Below are 20306 nucleotides of genomic sequence, written 5' to 3' on the forward strand. Positions count from 1 at the left end.
AGCGGGAATGAAACGCCTGTATTTAGAATTTTTCTTCGGGGTATCAGGGCTGTTTTTACTGTGCGTATTGGCGTTCGCGTTTGCCATGCGCACGTTAGCCCCGGATTATGAAGGCGAAGTGGAAATTGGCTACGTCTCTGGCGTCGTGTCTATTTTAGATGACGTCGAGGCGCAACGGGGTCAACCGGTGGCGGATAACTTGCTGGCCGGATTCGCCAAACGCAACGGGTTAACGGTCACGCCGGTACCGTGGGATGATCCCGCCCTTTCCGTTGAAATGGCGAATAAGGTCCGTCGCCTTGGGACGGCTTATCAAAGTGATAACCATTACTGGGTGACGTTTGGTGACAGGGCGCGTGTGTATTACCTGGCACCGGATGAGTCTGCCTCTATCTGGCAGCATGCGGAAACCAAAGTGGCCGTGATGTGGCTGTCGTTTTTGTTTACGTTTGCATTGTACAGTGCGTTGATGATCCGCTTGTTAGCCCGCCGCTTTAACCAGTTAGAGCGAGCAACATTGGCCTTTGCGGAAGGGGATTTCCATGCGCGGGCATCGGAAAACCCGAAAGACAGGTTGGGGCGTTTGAATCTGCGCTTTAATCAGATGGCCGATAAAATTGGTGCCTTGATCGCCAGTCACAAACAGCTCTCTAATGCCGTTGCCCATGAATTGCGCACACCGATTTTTCGGGTGCAGTGCCAGCTCGATCTGTTGGAAAGTTCAGAGTTGTCAGCTCAACAACAAAGCTATGTGGCGGGCATTAATGAAGACATGGATGAGTTAGAAGCCCTGATTGAAGAGCTGCTGTATTACGCCAAAATGGAGCGTTCTTCGTTGGCGGCGGGGATCATGCTGTCCCTGAAAAGTGTGGATGTCAGTGCGTTACTGCAGCGTGTGGTGTTGCAAGCGCAAAAGACCACACCAGTACCGGTATCGTTACATTGTCCGTCACCGTGCTCATGGGTGTTGGATGCCCACCATATCGAGCGTGCGGTATCGAATTTGATCCGCAATGCCAGTCGTTATGCACAAAACGCGATCACCGTGACGGTGATACCGCAGCCGGATGCATTGGTGATTCAGGTCGATGACGACGGCTGTGGGATCCCTGAGATTGAGCGGGTGAAAGTCCTCCAGCCGTTTTACCGTGTAGACAGCGCCCGTGATCGGCAGTCAGGCGGGCACGGGTTAGGGCTGTCCATTGTCAGTCAGATCGTCAGTTTGCATCATGGTCAGTTAGCGATCACTGACAGTGACAGCGGCGGGGCACGGGTAACCATTACGTTGCCGCAGTGATGTAGGGCATTGTTGATTGCGGCGTTAGTGGCAGTCAATCGGGGCCATTTGCGTATTGCTTGCCACGGCAGATCCTCGCGCGTTACACTCCGCCCATTCTCCTTTTCGAACGTGAAATATCGCTAAGTGATTGCCTGCAACGGGTGAGCGTGTACGAGAAGGGCCAGCAATTACAACCAGTGTGATGGGGTATTCAGTGTCACGGTTTGATTATAATTTACTGCATGTGTTGGATGTGTTGCTGGAAGAGCAAAGTGTCACCGCTGCCGCCACCCGCTTGCACCTGAGTCAGTCGGCCGTGAGTAAGCAACTCGCCAAATTGCGTGAAGTGTTTGATGATCCGTTATTTGAGCGCACCTCGCACGGCCTGCGTCCCACCCCGCGTGCTAAGCAGTTGGCGCCGGAACTGCGGACTGTGTTGCAGGGGCTGGAGCATTTTACCCGTCCCAACCATTTTGAACCCCGTGAGAGCGAACGGATTTTCCATCTGCATATGGTGGAAACGGCCTATTCGCTGACCTATCCCCATTTCATGCCGGCGGTGCTGAACGAAGCGCCCAAGGTGAGTATCAATGCCAAAACCTGGCGACGTGACAGTTTAGATCAACTGCTGCGTTGTGAAGTGGATATGGCGATCAGTTGTTGGGAGTGGGATCCGCGCTCAAAATGGCATATCCACAATATTCCTGATGCGTTGAATTACGTCGAACTGGTGCGCGATCACGCCATCTGTTTGGTGCGGGAAAACCATCCCTTGCTGCAAGAGCCCTGGAATACGGATACCTTCCTGAAATACCGTCACTTGCAGGTGGTGTTTGGCGGGATCGATCAGTGGTTATTGGATGACGTGCTGGATTTGCAACACCTCAAGCGCGATATCGCGGTCAATTTAACGGATTTCCATTCTGCGATGGATCTGTGTGAGCACAGCGATTTGATCCTGTGTGCACCAGCCAAATACATCGACTACATGATGAGCCAGCAAAAACTCGTGCGTTTAGATGTGCCGATTGATCTGCATTCGGGCTGTTATGTGTTGATGTGGCACAAGCACTTTGATTTTGACCACAGTCATCAATGGTTCCGAGAGCTCATCATTAATCAGGTACGCGGCCCTGAGCCACTGTTGCCTTTATCCTCCCCGCCAGCGTGATCTGAGTGATCTGGCGTCAGCAAGCGGCGCTGTATGAACATGTGCCAAGGCAGATAAAACTGCGCAATGCGCACCAATAAATAGCCACTGGTGATGAGGCCTGATAGCCACATCGCATTATCCAGACCGTCAGTCATGGCGATACCAAGGGCAAGGGCGAGCAGGGACAACCATGCGGCGCGCCACAGGGTATCAATGTCATAGTTTACCCATGCCGATAACGCGGCGTGTTGAAAGTGTCGCTTCAGCCATAACAAGCTCAGCCCGTAAGCGATGGGGATCAGGCTCATAATGGGCAATGGCCAGCCGCTGTATAAGGTGCTGCCGGTCAGGCTTTTGCCGAGCACGGTATAGGTCATGGCCAGACCTTGCAGCATGTCGATGGGAATGACAAAAGACAACAGCAGGCTGATCAGTCCGACGAAATAGAGCAACGATCCGGCAATCAAGAGGCACCACACCGGCATACCCACCAAGAGATGGACGAGAGGCAGCAGTGTCAGGCCATGCATGAGCCGGGTGAGGGCTTTCGGGACGCCGGTGATGATGTGTTGGGGATGAGGTGGCGTGCCTGAAGGGGCGTGCGGGCGGTGAGATAATCCGGTCATCATAGGGCCTCCTCTGTGCTGTGATGCGCAATGTGTATATTCACTATGCGCTTATTGTGATATCACGGGGCATTTAATACGTGTTTTATTGATACATATCAAAAAGAAATACAGCGTGCCGCCGATAACTCAGTGATTAATTAATCGATTGATATATATAGCAATAAGTTTAATGACAAAAATGAAAGTTGTTATAGTATGACGATCTTTATCGCTCACGGTTATGCGTTTGATCATATTCCAAATAGATATAGATAGCGTTATTTGGAATAGGCTCGTGCGCAATGAATGCTGGGCTGAGTGGAAATAAAAAATATCGCTCAAGGATGTGGCAGTTCGGATCGGCCGATAAACAACCACGGTTTGGGTGACGTGATATTAGCATTGAGAGCATTAACATTGAGAGCATAGACGCCTTATGTTTGGATTGGCTTCATTTAAGAAAAAGGACGATCGGGATCAGCGTTTGGAGGCACAAGCGCAGACGATTGCCACATTGACGGCATCATTGGAGGCTTCTCAGCAAGAATGCCGCCAATTGCAGATCCTCGCGGAAGAACATGATCTGGCCATGAATACCCAGCGCGTGTATATCGACAGCTTGCTGAGTTCCGTGATGCCTGTTGAGCAGATCCGCACACACATTGCGATGTCAGCAGAACATTTGAAATTGCATTTAGAGCAGCATGTGGCTGATAACCGTGATGGGATCGCCATCTTGGAAAGCTTTCGTGCGACGCTGCAAGATTTGATTGAGCAGATCAAGCACAGCGGGGAATCTCTGGAAACCTTGCGGATCAGTGCCGAAGACATCAGCCGTTTTGTGGTGACGATCAATCGTGTGTCAGAGCAGACCAACTTATTGGCCCTGAATGCGGCCATTGAGGCAGCCCGTGCCGGTGACTATGGGCGAGGCTTTTCAGTGGTGGCGGATGAAGTGCGTAAACTGGCGTTAAGTGCCAGTGAAGCGGCCAGCCAGATTGAAAGCGGTGTGAGTGCCATTAACAATAATACTCAGACGTGTCATCAGGGCGCTGAGTACATTGAAGTGCAATGTGCGACCTTACACGACAAAATCACCGAGTTGGTGGAGATTGTTACCGCACTGATAAAAAGCACCGATACCCTGTATAACCTGGTGGACGAGAGTTATTCCGCGATTTTCTTGCGCCTCGTACAGTTGGATCACGTGGTGTGGAAAGTGGCGATTTACCAAAAGATCCGCGATCGTGATTTTGCCGACGGTAGTGTGGCGGGTCACCATCAGTGCCGACTCGGGCAATGGTATTACCAAGGGCGAGGCAAGCAGCTGTTTTCCCAGTGTCCTTCCTATAAGCAATTGGAAACGCCGCACGCGCAGGTGCATACCTATGGTAAACAGGCCTTGTTGGCTTATTCGCAAGGTAATGCGGTACAAGGCGTGGAGTACATCAGCCTGATGGAGCGAGCGGCCAGCGCGGTGATGACCTTGCTGAATGATCTGGAAGCAGAAATCGCCCAAGTTAAAGGCCAAAATATCCGGCAGTAATGTCGAGAAGGGCTTTCCCCGTACTAGACGTTCGTATTACCCTATGCCGCCGAGTGTTGGCGGCTGGGCTTTGTGGCCAGATTTAGATATTCAGGATTAGCCGCAGAGGCTTCGTAACCGGCTTTGGTACAGGTTGCGAGACAGGCTTTCACGTAGGCATCGCCTTGCCAGAGGCTGAGGTCTACGATTAGATATAAAAATAGCGTGAAGAAGACAATGAAAAAAACGGCATTTGCCTTAATGTTACTGTGCTTGCCGACGTTGCCTGTTTGGGCGACGACGGCCAGTGCGCCCGTGGCTTTTCAAACGATCCCCCAAGTGATGGTGGCGTTTGATGATGCGCAAGTGTACCGCAAAAAAGCGGTGACACTGGGCCGTTTGGCACACAAAGCCGAGCTGGGGCGCGTGTTGCCGACTTATGTGGCGGGAAGCGATGGTAAGCCACTATTGGAAACAGAAAATACCATCAGTAAAGACGTGGTGATTGCCCGTGCGCCTGTGCCTGTCAGCGGCGCGGTGTATAACGAGTGGTTGGTGCCTAAAACGACGTGGGTAGACACCTACGGTGAGTTGCCGATGTTCGATACCTTTATGCCATTCAAACGCATTAAAACCATCAAAGCCATTCCAATCACACCGGAAGTACTGAGTTTGCTGGGCAGTGAAGATGGTGAAACGGCGGTGATTGCGGTGAGCTGGAACGCACAAGGCATGAAAGTGTACAAAGACGGTTACCTAACCGATGCGGGTTACGGCATTGCGCCGGCAGAGATGCAAAACTCGTATGAAGTGGTAGAAGAATAACGTCTCGTCGTTATCCATCAGCGATATAAAAAAGAAATGGCCATGGTTATCTACCATGGCCATTTTTTATGGGCTTACTTTTTCGGTTTATTGGCGTTGGCCTCATTGTGCAGGCGCAAGCGCATAGACCGATGCGAGTAGGCCACAGGTGCTGCACACACAGCACCTGTAGAATTACCCCTTACTTGCCATCAGGGATAACTTGGCCATTTTCGTCGATGGCTTGTACGTTGAAGTGGTATTCCACACACTTCTCGTAATCGCCAGGGAACAAGGCGTTAAAGGCATACTGGTAAGGTACCAGTTTACACATGAAGCTTGCGTTGCCAGGGGTATTGGCATCGTAGCCCCAGTCTTTATCCCACGTGATCATCAGCGCGCCTGCACCGTCAGTATTAAACGGCTTCATGTTGGCACAGCCCAGTTTTTCACCAGAGATATCCAAGCCCAACTCTTTTGAAATCAACTTGTAGTAGTCGATACGGTTTTGTGCACGGAAGTCTTCGTTGCCTTTGTTACATTCAAATGCACCGTTGATGATTTGAATGGTGGCACCAAAGCCCAGTTCAATACCGGCGGCTTTATCAGCGGCGTTTGGCTGCCATGTGCCGTCAATCACGTGCAGCATGCTTGGCTTCGGTGGTTGTGGGTACACATAGAAGAACACGGCAGAAGCCAGGTTCAACCAGGTGTCAGCCACCAATGCTGGGTTTTCTAGCAGCACGCTCTTATCGCCGAACATGGCTTCAGAGAACGGACCGTAGTTGTAGTTCCAGCTCAACTGCTTCGCACCACGGCCGAAGTAGCTCTTCTTATCCGCACAAGGCCAACGCTCACCTTGCCACTCGTTACACTTGCTGTACGTCATGTCGTGGACGTTTTCGTCTTTGTACATTTCACGCAAGTAATACAAGCCTTGACGCCAGCGCGGTACCCCTTGGCTCACTTCCCAGTTTGGCGCATTGGCACCGGTTTCCTGCACAAAGTGCGCAAACATGGTTGCCAGTGAACGACGACAGATGTCATCGGAGTTACGACCATCGGTGTAAGTACGACAGAATGCCGGGAACTTCGCGATAGACTGCAAGAAACGGGTGTAGGTGTACTGCTCGTTACGCAGTGGGAACAAGAACTCCCACATTGCCTCATCCACAATCATTTCCGCACGCTGAACGTTGTCAGGGTTGCTGGATTTCAGAGGCGCAACGGCTTCAACAATGGCGTTATCACGGGTTTCGATGTCTGAACGTACCCAGTTAAACAGTTCTGTGTTGGTTTGGCTCTGCTCGTACGCTGTCATCTCTGCGCGTGGGATCAGGTAGCCGCCCTTGCCGTCTGGAATGATAGTGAATTCACCCGGTACTGGGTCTGGATCGGGATTTGGGTTCGGATCCGGATCAGGGTCTGGATTCGGGTTTGGATCGGGATCTGGGTCAGGGTTTGGACCTGGGTCAGGATTGCCTCCCGGACAATCAACCACACTCCAGAACCAGCTGCTGGATGATGGTGATTCCCATAGACCAGGGTTATTGCGTGCTTCGTAACAGACGTTTTCGAAGATCACGACATCACCGTTCTTGACGGTGGTTTGGCCAGGTACCCAAGGAATAGCGGTGGTTGGATCAGGGTTTGGATTTGGGTCTGGGTCAGGGTTCGGGTTGGGATCCGGATCGGGATTTGGGTTCGGGTCAGGATCGGGGTCCGGATTTGGGTTTGGATCCGGATCAGGGTCTGGCGTGACGCCTGTACATTCTGCTGTGTCCCAGAACCAGCTACCGGCTTTTGGCGTTTCCCATGTGCCCGGGCTGTTCTTGGCCTGGAAACACTTGGATTGGAAAATAACGATGTCACCGTTGCTCACTTTGGTTTGACCGGCCACCCACTCAATCGGGGCGGTCGCTGCATGAAGCTGACCACTGAAGGTATTAGCCAGTGCTAACCCCACCAGTAAGCCAAGTTCTTTCTTAGAGAAAGAAATTTGCATGGCGTTCATTCCTTTGATGTTGTGATGATGTTGAATTGACCAACTCATTATTAGACGATATTTCCACGCTCACAGCGTTGTCATTAGCCACTTCGAGGTTATTCACGAACATCTTTCCCCTTTGCGCCGCATATCATGTGTAACCATGGCGTCGCTCGCAAAATAAAATTAGTGGCCGACGGTGCGAAATCTGGCTTCGATTTACCCTGTTGTGGCACATCAAAATGATGGGTGTGATCCGTGTTTTAACACGCAGGGTGAGAGCGACAGTGAGGCGACAAATGAACGAGAAATCACAACAAGGAAATGGGTAATAGATGCCATTGTTACCATTTGGTAATAGTTATTTGCCTTTCTGTGGGATTATCATTCCATTTTGCATCAATATAATGTGCCACATCAAAACCCGCCGCTGGTGGGCTTTCAACGAATGGTTATGTCGTCTTGCATAGCGGGCGACACATGAAAGGTGGACACACAATGTCGAAAATTATTGTTGTAGGTGGCGGTGCGGCTGGCCTTGAATTGGTGACACGTTTGGGGCGAAGCCTGGGTCGTCGTGCGGAACACACCATTACCTTGGTTGAACCGGCTTCCCACCACTATTGGAAACCTCGTTTGCATGAAATTGCGGCTGGGACGTTTGATAATGAATTAGACGCAGTCAGCTACCTGCAGCATGCGGCTTGCCATGGGTATCAGTATGTACAAGCGGCCATGACAGGGTTAGATCGCAGCACTAAAACCATTACGGTTTCACAGCCAGTCAATGGGGAAGCCACACTGGATTACGACTACTTGGTGCTTGCGGTCGGGGCGATCAGCAATGACTTCAAAACCCCGGGTGTGAGTGAGCACTGCCTGTTTTTGGACTCGGCCGAACAGGCACAGCGCGCTTGGGCATTGATCAATCCCTTATTGCGTACCCAAGGTGAGCATCGCTTATCGATTGTCGGGGCGGGTGCTACCGGTGTTGAACTGGCAGCAGAGCTGGCGAAAGTGAGCGAGAAACTGCAGCGCTATCGTCACGGGGCGTCATTGTCCATTACCTTGGTCGAAGCGGCTGATCGTGTACTGCCAGCCAGTCCGGCATGTATGTCAGAAAAAGTGCAGCGAAAATTGGAACAACAAGGTGTCACCGTGTTGACAAATACCCGCATTCAACGCGCCGAGTCAGGCCGTTTAGTGACGGCGGATGATCAGGTATTAACCGCTGATCTGCAAATTTGGGCGGCGGGTATTAAGTGTGCTGATTGGCTCACGCAATTGGATGGCCTAGAAACGAACCGGATCAACCAGCTTAAAGTGCATGACACCCTGCAATCGACGCTGGATGAGGCGATTTTCGTGATGGGTGACAGCGCGGAATGTCCGCAGCCGGACGGGTCATTTGTACCACCGCGCGCGCAAGCGGCTAATCAGGCGGCAGGGCATTTGGCACATCAGTTTGCCCGTTTAATGAAAGGCAAACCCTTACAGCCATTTCTGTTTAATGATGGCGGCATGGTCGTGGCATTGGGCCATGATTATGCGGTGGGCGCACTGATGAATGACAAAGTCGTACTGCGTGGTCGTTTAGTGCGTAACTTGTATGACACGATTTTTCGTTTGCATCAGCGTATCCTGTTTGGGTGGGGACGGGTAACGGCATTGGTAATGCTCAAACGCATTAAAGGCCTGCTCAGCCCGTATTACAAAGGTAACGCGTCTTAACTCTTGGACGGTTAATCCATACTCCGATCGTTTCCTGCTTAAATTTCCCACTATTTTTATAATGATAACGGGTGGCGCACGTGTGTCACCCGTCTGTGTTTTTTCTAATGGAACCACGTTTATGTGGCATAAAGTTATGTGGCAAAAAATTCGTCGCTCATTACCTCTTCAACTTTTACTGGCTGCGGCCAGCGCTTGGCTGTGTGCGACAGTGTTCTCACGCTTTGCCGATCCTGCGACGCTCACTCACGCAGCCTTAAATCAACAAGGCTGGTTTCAACTGTTGATGTTGGGGAAAACCACCTACATCGGGCTGTTGAAGATGGTGGTGGGCGTGATGGTATTGTTCTCTTTGATTGAAGGGATCACCAATATCGGATCTATCGTTCGCCTTAAAACGTTAGGTGGCAGAACCATTGTGTTCTACACCATGACCACCTTGTTTGCGATTAGCTTGGGATTGGGCGCCTCTTTGATGCTGCCGCCTTGGCAGCCGTTGATGGAGACCGTGCCGGTGTCTGACAGCGTCACCTTGATCAACCATGGTGATGCCAATGGCGGAGCGATTGTCAGCAAAATCTTCGGCATGGCGTTGGTGAACCCCGTTGCAGCCATTGCCAACGGTAACCTGCTGGCGATTGTCGTGTTTGCTTTCATGATGGGCATTGCCTTGTTGGTCGGGTTGCCGCAAAAGCACCCGCTGTTTGAGGTGATTCAGGGGATCAACAAAGGCATCAACACGTTGGTACACGGCATTGTGCGCCTGTCACCGATTGCCATTTTTGCCATTATCTTTGATTTTTCCCTGACCGGCGGTGAAGCCTTATTCGGCCAGTTGGCCATGTTTGCCTTGTTGGTGTTTGTGTTGACCATGTTCCACGGCGGTGTGGTGTTGCCGACCATCGCTAAACTGGCGACCGGCATTGGCCCCGTGACGCTGTTTAAAGCCATTGCCGCACCGCTCACTATGGCGTTTGCGACCTCATCCAGTGCCGCGACCTTGCCGCTGTCGATGCAGGCGGCAGAAGAAAAACTGGGCGTCTCGCCTTCGACCAGCAGCATGGTATTGCCGTTGGGCTCTGTGATGAACATGGACGGCACTGCACTGTTTGAAGGTGTGGCCGCGATTTTCTTGGCACAACTGTTCGGGATTGATTTAACCACCACCGGTTTGGTGATGATTTTCATCATGGCGATGGTGTCATCGGTTGGCGCGCCGGGTATGCCATCAGGCTCGATGTCTGGCATGCAGTTGGTGTTGTTGGCCGCAGGCATTCCACTCGAAGCCATTGCGATCTTGCTGATCATTGAACGCCCGCTTGATACCTTTCGCACTGCCGTCAACGTAGAAGGGGACTTGATCGCCGCGCTGGTGGTGGATAAGTGGCACTCGAAAGCGGGTTGAGGATTCAACGGTATACAATGAGCGGTGGTGATTTAGCACATTACCGCTCTCTCCTTCCACAAGCGTCTTTCACATAGCCATCTCTATTTACCGAGTAAGTATCTGCTAATAATGACCCATCGACATTTCAAACAGGTCCGATTTGTCGATTGAGCCTCGTCTTCGAAAAAGAGAAAGTTCAAGGACTTTCTTCTCTTACGGTTTCATGCTTTTATATCTATTACGTAAACGGTTGAAAGTTTATCCCGACGGATGATATGGGTATCACCAGACGGTAAAGTCAGGCTTTTGGCTTTCAAAGTGAAACTTTTTACGCTTTGATTTACGCTTTGATTTGCGATAAATTGATGAAATCGCAACCCTTTCCAATTTTTGCTTTACGTCCCCTTATAGATAGGGATTCCTATGAAAGAATGCGTAAGTTGGAATGTAGATAACGAAAGTGTGTGAAAGAGATCTCAAGTTTGGATTCTTCGTCTTGTGCCTTTTGTTTTTGATTGTAATCTTAACTCGAAACCAAACGAAAGTTTGGTTTCACCAGGAGACTAAATAATGAAAAGTGCTGTCGAAAGGCGAATGGAAATCGTTAACGTGGTTAACCAAGATGGTAAAGCCCGTGTAGAGGACCTAGCTGCTAGATTTAATGTCTCCAGTGTCACTATCCGCAGTGATCTGAGCTTTTTGGAAAAAAATGGCTATGTTGTTCGCTCTCATGGCGCCGCCATTCCAAACACTGGGGTTATTGCTGAACTTACGGTTCATGAAAAGCGTCGTCAAAATGCAGGTTTGAAGTCATTGTTAGGCCAAGCCGCCGCCGCGCTGATCGAAGATGGTGACACCGTCATTCTGGATTCGGGTACGACGACTCGCGAAATTGCAGCAAGTTTGGGCAATGTCGAAGATGTCGTGGTAATGACCAATGGTCTGGATGTGGCGATGGAGTTGTCATCAAAACCGGGTATTGAGGTATTGATGACCGGTGGTGTACTTCGAAAGAATGCGCTGTCTTTTTCGGGTTCACAAGCTGAAAATGGCCTAAAAAATTACCGTTTTGATAAAGTCTTTTTAGGTGTGGACGGATTTGATCTTCGATCAGGGATCACGACACACAATGAGCAGGAAGCCAGTCTTAACCGCTTGATGTGTGAGATTTCTGAGCATGTTATTGCCATTGCTGATTCCAGCAAATTTGGCAAACGCAGCTGTCATATGATCCGTGAATTCGGTCAGATTGACACCTTAGTCACAGACTCCGGCATTGCTGAGGAGTATCTGCAAGGTTTGCGTGACATGAAAGTGAAAGTCATTGTGGTAGAAAAAGCAGACTAAATCGCCTTCCTTTCTTTGTACTGACTCCATAGCCACAGCACAGATGTGGATTGTGGAGTTAGTACATGAACACCCTTCTTGATATCGTAAAGCGTCACAAAGCCGGTGGCAATAATGGCATCTATTCCGTTTGCTCCGCACATCCTTTCGTGATTGAAGCTGCGATACGTCAAGCTAAGCAAGACAATTCTCCGTTGCTGATTGAAGCAACTTCTAACCAAGTGGATCAATACGGTGGCTACACCGGTATGACCCCGGTTGATTTTCGTGATTTTGTACTCAACCTCGCTGAGCAATTAGCGTTTCCGACAGAGTGTTTGATTTTAGGTGGGGATCATCTTGGCCCAAACCGTTGGCAAGCGCTGCCTGCGGAAGAGGCCATGGCAAAATCAGACGCACTGATCGCCGCTTATGTTGCGGCTGGCTTTAAAAAAATTCACCTTGACTGCAGTATGTCATGTGCGGGCGATCCTGTACCACTACATGATGATATTGTGGCGGAACGTGCAGCGCGTTTAGCCCGTATTGCTGAGCAAACAGCGATGGATATGTTTGGCCAGAGCGATGTGGTGTATGTGATTGGTACCGAAGTACCGGTTCCTGGTGGCGCCGCTGAGCAGCTGGAAGGGGTAGAGGTGACATCACCAGAAGCTGCGCAACAAACCATTTTGTGTCACCAGGCCGCCTTTGAGAAAGCCGGTGTTGCCAATTGCTGGGATCGTGTCATTGGGTTGGTGGTACAGCCTGGGGTTGAATTTGACCATACTGGTGTGATTGATTACTGCCCAGAAAAAGCGCAAGCCCTGAGCCACGTTGTCGATGCTTATCCTCACATGGTGTTTGAAGCGCATTCAACGGATTACCAGCCGGATCATGCGTATAAAGCCCTTGTGCGCGATCATTTTTCTATTTTAAAAGTCGGTCCGGCATTAACTTTTGCGATGCGTGAAGCATTATTCAATTTATGCGAAATTGAAGAAGCGATTATTCCGAAAGCCTACTGCTCAAATTTAAAAGAACATATTGAAGAAACGATGTGTGCAGAGCCTGATTTTTGGAAAAAATATTATCATGGCAATGAAGTTCAACAACGATTTGCTCGTTGTTATAGTTTCAGTGACCGCATCAGATACTATTGGCCAAATTCAACTATTCAGCATGCACAAAATAAGTTGTTCGATAACTTATCAAAAGATGGTATGCCCCTGCCATTAATTAGTCGGTATTTACCTGAGCAATTCCATGCATTACGCAATGGCGAAATTAATAATAACCCGAAAGATTTTGTGATTGATAAAGTTCAACAAGTTCTTCGTGTTTATTCATCAGCTTGTCAATTTTGAAAATTTAAAGAGAATAAAATGGAATATTTAGATCTTGATGTCAAAGATCTAGAAAGCGCACGCGCTTTTTGGACCGCAAAAGAAATTCAACAGCAGCCAGAATGCTGGAGAAAAACCAGTGCTATCGTTAACGAATGCCGCCAGGCAAGTCAGGCATTTTTAGCACCGCTGTTAGCTAAAAAAGACTTACGTATTGTGATGACAGGTGCGGGAACGTCAGCGTTTGCTGGTCGCGCTTTGGCGCCGGCATTAACGAAAGTACTGTCGCGACGTGTTGAGGCGGTAGCATCAACAGATATCGTTTCAAATCCGTATCAATACTTTGCTGAAGACATTCCTACTTTGGTGGTTTCATTTGCACGATCGGGTAACAGTCCAGAAAGTGTAGCAGCGGTTGACCTTGCTAATCAGGTTCTAAGTGATTGTTATCATTTGGTCGTGACGTGTAATGGTGAAGGTGAGCTTTACCGCCGTAGCTGTAATGACGCGAAGACTTTCGCCATTTTAATGCCAGAAGAAACGAATGATAAGTCGTTTGCGATGACATCTAGTTTTTCTTCGATGATGCTTGCGACTTTCGCTGTGCTTTGTGGTGAAAACGATTACACGAAAGAAATTGAAAGTTTATGTAAGCATTCTGAGGCTTTGATCAAAGAAATAAATCACCCAATAAGTAAAATAGCTTCTAACAATGCAAAGCGAGTCGTTTACCTCGGTAGTGGCTGCTTGCAAGGTTTAGCTCAAGAAGCCGCATTAAAGCTTTTAGAGCTGACAGCGGGTAAGGTGGTTGCAATGTTTGACTCCCCACTGGGTTTCAGACATGGTCCGAAATCAATCGTAGATGATGAAACATTAGTGTTTGTATTTATCTCTAGCCATCCATATACACGCCAATATGACTTGGATTTATTAAGCGAACTTCGCCGAGATAAAATTGCCAACCAGGTTATTGCAGTAACCTCAATATTGGATGAAGTGGTAACAGATGGTGAATATATTACGATTGAAGGAATGGAAGAAGCCAGTGACATTGAACTCCTGTTCCCATATATCATTATTGCTCAACTCTATGCGTTCCATTACTCATTAGCTCTGGGAAATACACCGGATAACCCATGTCCAACAGGTGAAGTTAACCGTGTTGTGCAAGGTGTAACTATTCACGAGTTATTTTAATAAAATTAGAAATAAGGATTAATTACCAATGACGGCACCTAACATTGTTTGGACTCGTATTGACGAACGTTTGCTACATGGTCAAATTCGCATTACCTGGGGTAAACATACCGAAGCTAATTTAATTCTCGTAGCTAATGATGATGCCGCAGAAGGCCCTAGCGCCGCATTTATGCAGGCAGGCATGAAAGCATCAGCAGGTGGTGAGTACGCAGTCCGTTTCTTCTCGATTCAGAAGACGATTGATGTGATCCATAAAGCATCACCAAAACAGAGCATCTTCATCCTTTGTAACAACCCAACCGATGTCGCTCGATTGGTTGAAGGGGGCGTGCCAATTACACATTGTAACGTGGGTAACATGCACTTCCATGAAGGCAAACGTCAAATTGCAAAAACCGTATCGGTTGATGAAAAAGATATTGATGCTTTTGAACGCATGGTTGCTCGTGGCGTGACGTGTACGATTCAAAATACGCCTGACCAATCTCCGGTTAATGTACTTGAACTAGCAAAACAACCTGCCTAATGGCACCACAAACGTTTAATAAGCAGCGATTTACATAAGGAAATAAATCATGTTTTTTGAAGCCGCGCTCGTCGCAGTATGGGCGTTCTTCTGTGGTATCGATAAGTACGATGTCGCGTTGAACATCCACCGCCCACTCATTACCGGTCCTGTTGTTGGCCTGATCATGGGTGATATGCAAATTGGTTTGATCGCAGGTGCTACGTTAGAACTTGCTTGGCTAGGTCTAGTGCCTAACGCAGGGGCTCAGCCGCCTGATGTAACACTGGGTACGATTGCAGCGGTTGCGTTTGCTGTCATGACGGGCCAGTCAGCAGAAGTTGCCATGGGTGTGGGTATGCCTATCGCGGTACTGATGCAAATGTTGGTGATTGGTTTCTTCGCAATGACGTCTTTCACCATGGGTAAAGCGGACCGTTTCGCGGAACAAGGTGACTCGGATGGTATTGACCGATTACTCATAACCACCATTTCAATGCGTGCATTGATGTATTCCATCGTCGCCTTCATCACGGTGTACTTTGGTGAACATGCAGCAACCTGGATTGATGAAAACGCACCGAAAGCACTACTTACTGGCCTAGGTATTGGTGCGAAGATGGTCCCTGCGATTGGTTTCGCAATGCTATTGAAAATCATGTGGTCAAAAGAAGTGGCGGGTGTGTTCTTCATTGGTTTCGTCATGACGACGTACCTGAAACTGCCAATCATGGCGGTCGCGGTTATCGGCGCATCGATTGCAGCACTGTACTACTTCTTCAGCGGTAACAATAACGGAACTAATAACAATCAAGTCGAGGAATTTGAAGATGGCATCTGATATCACTGCAGGCACTCTGGCCAACGATAACGCAAAGGTTACGGAAAATCTGGTTGATGGTATCGATGCATATGAAGATACCACCCCACGTAAAGTGATTACTAAGCGTGACCTATGGATTTGTTCGCTACGCGGCCTATTCATGGAAGGTAACTTCAACTTCGAACGTATGCAGGCGGGTGGTTTTGCTTACTCTATCATCCCAGCACTGAAGAAGATCCACGGTAACAACAAGCGTGACTTTGCAAAATCGCTAAAGAACCATCTTCAGTTCTTTAACGCCAGTCCTAAGCTGTTCACTTTCCTACTGGGCACCGCAATTGCCATGGAAGAGAACAAAGAAAAGCCATCCACGGTTAACGTAATGAAAGTGGCGGGGATGGGACCAACCGGTGGTATCGGTGATGCGATTGACCACATGACGCTGATGCCTTTGACACTTGCTCTGGGTGCTTCCATTGCAATGGAAGGCTCCATTGCCGGTCCGTTCGTCTTCTTTGTGCTGTACCAGGTTGTTCACTTCTTGGTGTACTTCGGCTTGATGTTCATGGGCTATAAAGCGGGTACCGCAGCCATGGTGAGCATGAGTGATGCAACAGAGAAGCTGGCAAAAGCGGCCAACATTATGGGTATCTTTGTTATCGGTGCGCTGTCGGCCAGCTTTATTAAGGTGCAGACCACGGCCTCGGTCGAGCTGGGGGGCAAGGTGGTAGAACTCCAAAGTGCCTTGTTTGATAAGATCATGCCTAACATTCTGCCGCTGTGCTTAGTGTTCTTCATGTTCAAGCTGGTGAAAGGAACTGGATTCTGGGCTAAGCCACCAGTCCTAATCTTCTCGACACTGGCAGCCGGTGTGGTTGGTCACTTACTCGGCATTCTTTAATCGTCACATTTCGTTTTAAAGGGGGGAGGGAACTCCCCCCTCTTTTCTTCAAGGATTATTCTCATGATCGGTATTGTTGTTTCAGGCCATATTAATTTCGCAACAGGTATGGGGTCTGCCGTTAAAGCAATTGCAGGTGAACAAGATCAGATGGCTTTCATTGATTTTGTGGAAACCATGTCAACAGAAGAGCTGGAAGTGGCGCTACGCGAAGCGGCAAAGCAAGTGGATGATGGCGAAGGCGTGTTGTTCCTGACAGATATTCCAGGTGGTTCGCCGTGTAACCGCGCCATGTCGATTCTGATGGATACAGACAATGTTGAGCTGTTGGCTGGGGTGAATTTGCCAATGATTGCCAATGCGGCGTTTGAGCGTGAAGACAGTACATTACCTGAGTTGGTCGAGACATTGCTCGAGATTGGTCACTCTTGCCTACAAGATATGCGTAAAGAGCTGCAAGCGATGATGGCGCCTGAGCCAGAACTTGAATGCGAAGACGGACTATAACGATGCGATATGCGTTGCTTGCTGAACAGGTATTTACCCCCACGGGGATTGTGACTGATACCGCCGTGGTGATTGAAAACGGCTTGATTGTGGATGTGACGTCAGACATTCCTTCTGAATGCGAAGTGATTCATTTAGACGGTCAATCAATCATGCCTGGTTTCATTGATATTCATATTCATGGCCGCAACGGCAGTGATGTGATGGATGCGACCGATGAGGCGTTGCAGTCCATTGCCAATGCTTTGCCACAAACCGGTGTGGTGGCATGGGTTGGTACGACGGTGACCGCACCCTGGGATGACATCATTCAAGCACTTGAATGCGTCAACCATTTTACTCAGCAACCGCAGGCGCAAGGGGCTGAGTTATTGGGCAGCTTTTTAGAAGGGCCGTATTTTACAGAGCAATATCGAGGCTCTCATCCGCCGGGATTGCTTAAAGCGCCAGAGTTGGCGGAATTAGAACAAATGAAAGCCGTAGCGGGTTCAAGCTTGTTACGTGCTGCATTAGCGCCGGAAGCCGAAGGGGCAATGGCTGCCATTGCATGGCAGACTGAAAACCAGATTAAAACCTCGGTGGCACATACCGATGCAACTTTTGAGCAGGTTACTGAGGCGTACCGATTAGGCGCTGATTGTGGCGTGCATTTATTTAACGGCATGCGTGGCTTGCATCACCGTGAGCCGGGCTGTTGTGGGGCAGTGTTGTACCACGACATGCTGGCTGAGCTGATTGCGGATGGGGTGCATGTGAACCCGGTGATGATGCAATTGGCTTACCGCATGAAAGGCTATCAAGGGATTGCCTTGATCACGGATTGTATGCGCGCCGGCGGCTTGGCGGATGGTGAGTACAGACTTGGCGCACAGATGATCACGGTAACGCAAGGTGAAGCGCGCAGTCCGTGTGGCTCCCTGGCCGGTAGTACCTGCAGTTTGGATCACGCCGTGCGCACGATGGTGAATACCGTCGGTGTCCCGGTGTGGGAAGCCGTGCAAATGGCCTCTTCTGTGCCAGCTCAATATCTTGGGCTCGAACAACGTCTAGGTGCGATTGCGCCAGGCCTTGAAGCGAGTCTGACCATCATGGATAGCACCTTAGCGGTGACAGGCACGTTAATCAAAGGGCAGTGGGCCTATCGCCAATAAATGGCTGAGAACGTGTCGAACAACACAACAGATTTAAAAGGGATAACATGGAAATTCGTCAACCTATTCATAGCGCGCACGCTAAACAATTGGATACCGCTGGCTTACGTGAACAATTCTTGATTGAGGGAATGTTTCAAGTCGGTCAAATTAACCTAACGTATAGCCATATTGACCGCATTATTGTGGGTGGTGCTGTCCCAACGACAGAAGCTTTAACACTCGTGGGTGGTAAAGAGTTGGGTGTTGATTTCTTCCTTGAGCGTCGTGAGCTGGGTGTCATCAACATTGGTGCGCCTGGTCTGATCATTGTTGATGGCGAGACGTTTGAAATCGGTACACGAGAAGCATTGTATGTGGGTAAAGGGGTGCAAGACGTTCGCTTTGAAAGTGTATCGGCAGAACAGCCTGCCCGTTTTTATGTCAACAGCGCACCCGCACACATGACATATCCAACACGTAAAATCACCCAAGAAGAGGCATCGCCTGAAACCTTGGGCTCGCAAGAGAACTGTAACGTTCGTACCATCAATAAATATTTGCATCCATCGGTGCTACCAACCTGTCAGTTGTCGATGGGGTTGACAGAACTGGCGCCAGGCAGTCTGTGGAACACCATGCCTTGCCATACCCATGAACGTCGTATGGAAGTGTATTTGTACTTCAATATGCAAGCGGACAATTTGGTGTTTCATTATATGGGTGAGCCACAGGAAACCCGCCATTTGGTTGTGCGTAATGAGCAAGCGGTAATTAGCCCGAGTTGGTCAATTCACTCAGGTGTCGGTACCGCTGCGTACACCTTCATTTGGAGTATGGTGGGGGAAAACCAAACCTTCCACGATATGGATCATGTGGCTATGTCTGATTTGAAATAAGCCTTCTTCCGTTATTTTTCGGTGATGCAGAACACCCACTCCGCATCACTGTATCAAAGGAATAAACGTAATGATGACAACAAAACAAGATGTTTTAACCTTGATGAAGCGTGTGTACCGTTATCAGGCGGCTAATCAGACACGCAGTGTTATTCGTCGTAGTGGTGCAACACGTTTTATTAAAGATACGGATTGGGAGCGTGGTGTTTTCTGGTCATGTGTTTCTGCTGCATGGACGGCAACCGACGATCATGAATATCTTGAGGGTGTAATGAACTACACCCTGCACACGGGGTATCGTACAGGCGCATTTCCGCGTTTTGCCGATGATCATGTGTGTGCGCAAGCTTACTTGGATGTTTACCCGCTTGTGAATATTCCAGAGGCGCTTGAGCCAACCATTAAAGCCTTCAATATTATGTTGGATGAGCCTCAACCTGGTCACCGCGACTGGTGGTGGGTGGATTCCTTATTCATGGCACCGCCTGCCTTTGCCGCATTGTCAAAAATAACGGGTGAGCGTAAGTATGTGGATTACATGCATACCGCTTTCTTTGATGCCATTGACCATTTATATGATCCGGAAACCGGTTTGTATTACCGGGACTACCGTTATATGCCAACGGAAATTGGTCAGCAGTATCGGAATGAGTTTGGTGACGGTGGCGCAGAGTTCCGTGAAGCCAATGGTGAAAAGGTATTCTGGTCTCGTGGTATTGGCTGGTTGCTGGCTGCTTGCCCTCGTGTATTGGCCCGTTTGCCAGAAGATTTCGAGGCGCGTCAACCGTACTTGAATGTGTTTACAGCGTTGGCTGCTGAAGTGGTGAAATACCAACAAGAAGACGGCTTCTGGCGTACCAGTTTGCTGGATCCAGACAACTTCCCTGCACCGGAAAGTAGCGCAACAGCGTTGTTCTGTTATGGCTTAGCATGGGGGATCAATAACGGCCAACTAGATCGTGAGACCTATTTGCCAGTAGTTGAAAAAGCCTGGGCGGCCCTGGAAACCTGTGTGCATGAAAATGGCATGATGGGATGGGTGCAACTGCCTGCCTTTAACCCGCGTGATGTGCAGTTTGAACATAACATTGATTACGGCGCAGGTGCCTTCTTATTGGCAGCGACTGAGATGTTGACGTTAGCCCAATAACACATAGACAGGATGAAACGCATTAAAGCTGATTTTATAGATATAAAG

18 protein-coding genes are annotated in these 20306 nt (G+C 49.2%); 16 read left to right on the plus strand and 2 right to left on the minus strand.

Going from position 1 to position 20306, the window contains the following annotated elements; all coding sequences use genetic code 11:
• Positions 1-7: 7 nt before the first annotated feature.
• Together ABT58_RS16850 and ABT58_RS16855 are read left to right on the plus strand one after the other, a co-directional pair.
• Positions 8-1297: an ATP-binding protein gene (locus ABT58_RS16850; RefSeq protein WP_053063123.1), complete on the plus strand. Its 1290-nt coding sequence runs from the start codon at positions 8-10 to the stop codon at positions 1295-1297.
• 196 nt (positions 1298-1493) lie between these two features.
• Positions 1494-2450, plus strand: coding sequence for a LysR family transcriptional regulator (locus tag ABT58_RS16855; RefSeq protein WP_047875673.1), 957 nt, complete (start codon positions 1494-1496; stop codon positions 2448-2450).
• Here ABT58_RS16855 and ABT58_RS16860 read toward each other — a convergent pair.
• Positions 2399-3061 carry a hypothetical protein gene (locus ABT58_RS16860; RefSeq protein WP_047875605.1) on the minus strand — a complete coding sequence of 221 codons (663 nt, stop codon included), beginning with the start codon at positions 3059-3061 and terminating at the stop codon, positions 2399-2401. The genes ABT58_RS16855 and ABT58_RS16860 overlap by 52 nt on opposite strands.
• Before the next feature lie 415 nt (positions 3062-3476).
• On the opposite strand from ABT58_RS16860, the gene ABT58_RS24505 reads away from it, so the two are divergent.
• A complete protein-coding gene (locus ABT58_RS24505; protein WP_053063124.1) occupies positions 3477-4586 on the plus strand; it encodes a methyl-accepting chemotaxis protein in 1110 nt (369 codons plus the stop codon).
• A 204-nt stretch (positions 4587-4790) separates the two neighbouring features.
• Positions 4791-5390, plus strand: coding sequence for a hypothetical protein (locus ABT58_RS24115; protein WP_373300219.1), 600 nt, complete (start codon positions 4791-4793; stop codon positions 5388-5390).
• Between the two features lie 181 nt (positions 5391-5571).
• Here the strand turns inward: ABT58_RS24115 and ABT58_RS16875 are convergent, their stop codons facing one another.
• Positions 5572-7374 (minus strand): chitinase, encoded by a 1803-nt coding sequence (locus tag ABT58_RS16875; protein WP_229821746.1) that lies wholly within the window; start codon positions 7372-7374, stop codon positions 5572-5574.
• A 480-nt stretch (positions 7375-7854) separates the two neighbouring features.
• Between ABT58_RS16875 and ABT58_RS16880 the strand changes: the two genes are divergently transcribed.
• From ABT58_RS16880 to ABT58_RS16935, 12 genes are all read left to right on the plus strand, one after another.
• Positions 7855-9087 carry an NAD(P)/FAD-dependent oxidoreductase gene (locus tag ABT58_RS16880; protein WP_047875606.1) on the plus strand — a complete coding sequence of 411 codons (1233 nt, stop codon included), beginning with the start codon at positions 7855-7857 and terminating at the stop codon, positions 9085-9087.
• A 136-nt stretch (positions 9088-9223) separates the two neighbouring features.
• A complete protein-coding gene (locus ABT58_RS16885; protein ID WP_047875677.1) occupies positions 9224-10492 on the plus strand; it encodes a dicarboxylate/amino acid:cation symporter in 1269 nt (422 codons plus the stop codon).
• A gap of 552 nt (positions 10493-11044) precedes the next feature.
• Entirely contained in the window at positions 11045-11821 is a 777-nt protein-coding gene (gene agaR / locus ABT58_RS16890) for a transcriptional repressor AgaR (RefSeq protein ID WP_047875607.1), read from the plus strand.
• Between the two features lie 65 nt (positions 11822-11886).
• Positions 11887-13164 carry a tagatose-bisphosphate aldolase subunit KbaZ gene (gene kbaZ / locus ABT58_RS16895; RefSeq protein WP_047875608.1) on the plus strand — a complete coding sequence of 426 codons (1278 nt, stop codon included), beginning with the start codon at positions 11887-11889 and terminating at the stop codon, positions 13162-13164.
• Positions 13165-13182: 18 nt separating this feature from the next.
• Complete coding sequence (locus ABT58_RS16900) at positions 13183-14340, plus strand: SIS domain-containing protein (RefSeq protein ID WP_047875609.1); 1158 nt, start codon at positions 13183-13185, stop codon at positions 14338-14340.
• 28 nt (positions 14341-14368) lie between these two features.
• Complete coding sequence (gene agaV, locus ABT58_RS16905; protein ID WP_047875610.1) at positions 14369-14869, plus strand: PTS N-acetylgalactosamine transporter subunit IIB; 501 nt, start codon at positions 14369-14371, stop codon at positions 14867-14869.
• Positions 14870-14918: 49 nt separating this feature from the next.
• The gene (gene agaW / locus ABT58_RS16910; protein WP_047875611.1) at positions 14919-15689 is read left to right on the plus strand and encodes a PTS N-acetylgalactosamine transporter subunit IIC; all 771 of its coding nucleotides are present in this window, start codon (positions 14919-14921) and stop codon (positions 15687-15689) included.
• Positions 15679-16572 (plus strand): PTS system mannose/fructose/sorbose family transporter subunit IID, encoded by an 894-nt coding sequence (locus tag ABT58_RS16915; protein WP_047875612.1) that lies wholly within the window; start codon positions 15679-15681, stop codon positions 16570-16572. The genes agaW and ABT58_RS16915 overlap by 11 nt, the downstream gene beginning before the upstream one ends.
• A gap of 63 nt (positions 16573-16635) precedes the next feature.
• Positions 16636-17079, plus strand: a complete 444-nt coding sequence (gene agaF / locus ABT58_RS16920; protein ID WP_047875613.1) for a PTS galactosamine/N-acetylgalactosamine transporter subunit IIA — start codon at positions 16636-16638, stop codon at positions 17077-17079.
• A 2-nt stretch (positions 17080-17081) separates the two neighbouring features.
• The gene (gene nagA, locus ABT58_RS16925; protein WP_047875614.1) at positions 17082-18230 is read left to right on the plus strand and encodes an N-acetylglucosamine-6-phosphate deacetylase; all 1149 of its coding nucleotides are present in this window, start codon (positions 17082-17084) and stop codon (positions 18228-18230) included.
• Between the two features lie 47 nt (positions 18231-18277).
• Complete coding sequence (kduI, locus tag ABT58_RS16930) at positions 18278-19108, plus strand: 5-dehydro-4-deoxy-D-glucuronate isomerase (RefSeq protein WP_047875615.1); 831 nt, start codon at positions 18278-18280, stop codon at positions 19106-19108.
• Positions 19109-19178: 70 nt separating this feature from the next.
• Positions 19179-20258, plus strand: a complete 1080-nt coding sequence (locus ABT58_RS16935) for a glycoside hydrolase family 88/105 protein (RefSeq protein ID WP_047875616.1) — start codon at positions 19179-19181, stop codon at positions 20256-20258.
• The last annotated feature ends 48 nt before the right edge of the window (positions 20259-20306 follow it).

It is taken from the genome of Photobacterium aphoticum, assembly GCF_001029435.1.
In the GTDB taxonomy this organism is placed as follows: domain Bacteria; phylum Pseudomonadota; class Gammaproteobacteria; order Enterobacterales; family Vibrionaceae; genus Photobacterium; species Photobacterium aphoticum.

Bases quoted from the DNA above. Each gene is read 5' to 3' on its own strand.
- ABT58_RS16850 (WP_053063123.1), top strand. From the start codon at position 8: ATGAAACGCCTGTATTTAGAATTTTTCTTCGGGGTATCAGGGCTGTTT.
- ABT58_RS16860 (WP_047875605.1), bottom strand. From the start codon at position 3,061: ATGATGACCGGATTATCTCACCGCCCGCACGCCCCTTCAGGCACGCCA.
- ABT58_RS24505 (WP_053063124.1), top strand. From the start codon at position 3,477: ATGTTTGGATTGGCTTCATTTAAGAAAAAGGACGATCGGGATCAGCGT.
- ABT58_RS16875 (WP_229821746.1), bottom strand. From the start codon at position 7,374: ATGCAAATTTCTTTCTCTAAGAAAGAACTTGGCTTACTGGTGGGGTTA.
- ABT58_RS16880 (WP_047875606.1), top strand. From the start codon at position 7,855: ATGTCGAAAATTATTGTTGTAGGTGGCGGTGCGGCTGGCCTTGAATTG.
- ABT58_RS16885 (WP_047875677.1), top strand. From the start codon at position 9,224: ATGTGGCAAAAAATTCGTCGCTCATTACCTCTTCAACTTTTACTGGCT.
- agaR (WP_047875607.1), top strand. From the start codon at position 11,045: ATGAAAAGTGCTGTCGAAAGGCGAATGGAAATCGTTAACGTGGTTAAC.
- kbaZ (WP_047875608.1), top strand. From the start codon at position 11,887: ATGAACACCCTTCTTGATATCGTAAAGCGTCACAAAGCCGGTGGCAAT.
- ABT58_RS16900 (WP_047875609.1), top strand. From the start codon at position 13,183: ATGGAATATTTAGATCTTGATGTCAAAGATCTAGAAAGCGCACGCGCT.
- agaV (WP_047875610.1), top strand. From the start codon at position 14,369: ATGACGGCACCTAACATTGTTTGGACTCGTATTGACGAACGTTTGCTA.
- agaW (WP_047875611.1), top strand. From the start codon at position 14,919: ATGTTTTTTGAAGCCGCGCTCGTCGCAGTATGGGCGTTCTTCTGTGGT.
- ABT58_RS16915 (WP_047875612.1), top strand. From the start codon at position 15,679: ATGGCATCTGATATCACTGCAGGCACTCTGGCCAACGATAACGCAAAG.
- agaF (WP_047875613.1), top strand. From the start codon at position 16,636: ATGATCGGTATTGTTGTTTCAGGCCATATTAATTTCGCAACAGGTATG.
- nagA (WP_047875614.1), top strand. From the start codon at position 17,082: ATGCGATATGCGTTGCTTGCTGAACAGGTATTTACCCCCACGGGGATT.
- kduI (WP_047875615.1), top strand. From the start codon at position 18,278: ATGGAAATTCGTCAACCTATTCATAGCGCGCACGCTAAACAATTGGAT.
- ABT58_RS16935 (WP_047875616.1), top strand. From the start codon at position 19,179: ATGATGACAACAAAACAAGATGTTTTAACCTTGATGAAGCGTGTGTAC.